This window comes from Salinimicrobium gaetbulicola, assembly GCF_042676025.1.
In the GTDB taxonomy this organism is placed as follows: domain Bacteria; phylum Bacteroidota; class Bacteroidia; order Flavobacteriales; family Flavobacteriaceae; genus Salinimicrobium; species Salinimicrobium gaetbulicola.
The window spans coordinates 1-1,608 of the sequence record NZ_JBHTJP010000024.1; the positions used below are offsets into that span (position 1 = coordinate 1).

Annotated in this window: 2 protein-coding genes; both read left to right on the forward strand. The window is 33.8% G+C overall.

Going from position 1 to position 1,608, the window contains the following annotated elements; translation table 11 throughout:
* Positions 1-181: 181 nt before the first annotated feature.
* Positions 182-574, forward strand: a complete 393-nt coding sequence (locus ACFQ1G_RS01345; protein ID WP_380736440.1) for a hypothetical protein — start codon at positions 182-184, stop codon at positions 572-574.
* A gap of 323 nt (positions 575-897) precedes the next feature.
* Positions 898-1,368: a hypothetical protein gene (locus ACFQ1G_RS01350; RefSeq protein ID WP_380736441.1), complete on the forward strand. Its 471-nt coding sequence runs from the start codon at positions 898-900 to the stop codon at positions 1,366-1,368.
* Positions 1,369-1,608: the final 240 nt, after the last annotated feature.

Here is a 1,608-nt window from a genome sequence, read left to right on the forward strand (position 1 = left end):
TAAATAAAAAAGCCTGGGCATAACATCGGTTAACGAGCAAATAGCGGCAGACCATCGAAAAATGACATTTTTGACTACCTTTAAAAAGATAACTTAACCGACAACTAATCGCTTCCCCAATCCGCTACTTGCGTTAACCGGAGACGTTGTAGCAAATTTAAAACACTCATATATTTACAAAATGGGCAAATTACGAATCCATAGAAGTAACCAATGGTATGGCGGAGTGAGAGACTACAAAATCTTTCTCGACAATCAGAAAATCGGAGAAGTTGGAAAAGGAGACACAAAAGAATTTAACATACCAGATGGCGAACATCAACTTTTCGCAAAAATAGACTGGTTCGAAACAGAGAAAGTTTCTTTAAATCTTGAAAAAGATGAGGAAAGAGAAATTGTACTAAAAAGTTCCGAAAAATCTAAATGGACAATTCCCATCATTTTTATTTTACCAGGTCTAGTTTATTTGACTGATCTAAAATTAGAACTTTTACTTCTTCTTTTTATTCCCCTCGTACTGCTACTTCTGTATACTCTGACCTATGGAAAACGATCATTTATAAAAGTTGAATAAAAAAACTTACTACAACATCGGTTAACTAAAATGGCTTTTACGAGAGATATTTTTCTACATTTATTTCCATAAGAAAATTCGTCTCCACGGAAAGTGATGTCTTCCCTACTCGCCACTTTTGTTAACCGGTGACGTTGTGGCCAATAATAGCAGCCCCCATAATGAGATTGATATTTAAAATATTAACAATCGTTCTTTTGATTTCTTGTACTTCAGAATCAAAAAACTCGCAGATTGAGGATAATCACAATGACTTCAATAAGATTGTTGACGAGATAGTGCGATACAGATTAAACAGAGTATCTGTTGTGCAAATTGAGACTATGCCGATTTACAAAACTATTCCGATTGATTCAAGTTACATGGATACTCATGATTATCCACCACCTCCACCACCTGATTTGATTTATTATTCAAATGACTTTTTTAATGCCATGATTGAAAGAAATCTTATTGATTCAATCGACGCAGAATATATGTATACAATTATTGATTCGTCTCTGACTGTACACATTGATTCTAACTTGATTTCAAAAGCGACATTGACCAAGCAACACCTTGATAGTTTACTAGATCAGGATATTGATTATGCATACGATTTTATAGAAAAAAGATTTGGGACTAGCTGTTTTATACGAGTAGGAACACCAGTATTTAATAAACCAAAAACAAGATTGATTTTAGCGGTTGATTATTACTGCGGCCCATTAAATGGACAAGGTTATATTTTCATTCTTAAAAAGGAGAATGATAAATGGATGATAATTCAAGAATTGGGAACGTGGGAAAGTTAAATAAATTACTGGCCACAACATCGGTTAACGAGCAAATAGCTGCAGACCATCTAAAATGACATTTTTAACTACCTTTAAAAAGATAACTTAACCGAAAAATTCACGTTTCCCAGTCCGCTACTTGCGTTAACCGGAGACGTTGTGGCACATTTTTTAAAAAAGATATGAGAATACTACTAGTATTTTTACTGATTTGTTTTTTTCCAAAAAATGCATTTGGCCAGGAAACAGATTTAGAAA

Bases quoted from the DNA above. Each gene is read 5' to 3' on its own strand.
- ACFQ1G_RS01345 (WP_380736440.1), top strand. From the start codon at position 182: ATGGGCAAATTACGAATCCATAGAAGTAACCAATGGTATGGCGGAGTG.
- ACFQ1G_RS01350 (WP_380736441.1), top strand. From the start codon at position 898: ATGCCGATTTACAAAACTATTCCGATTGATTCAAGTTACATGGATACT.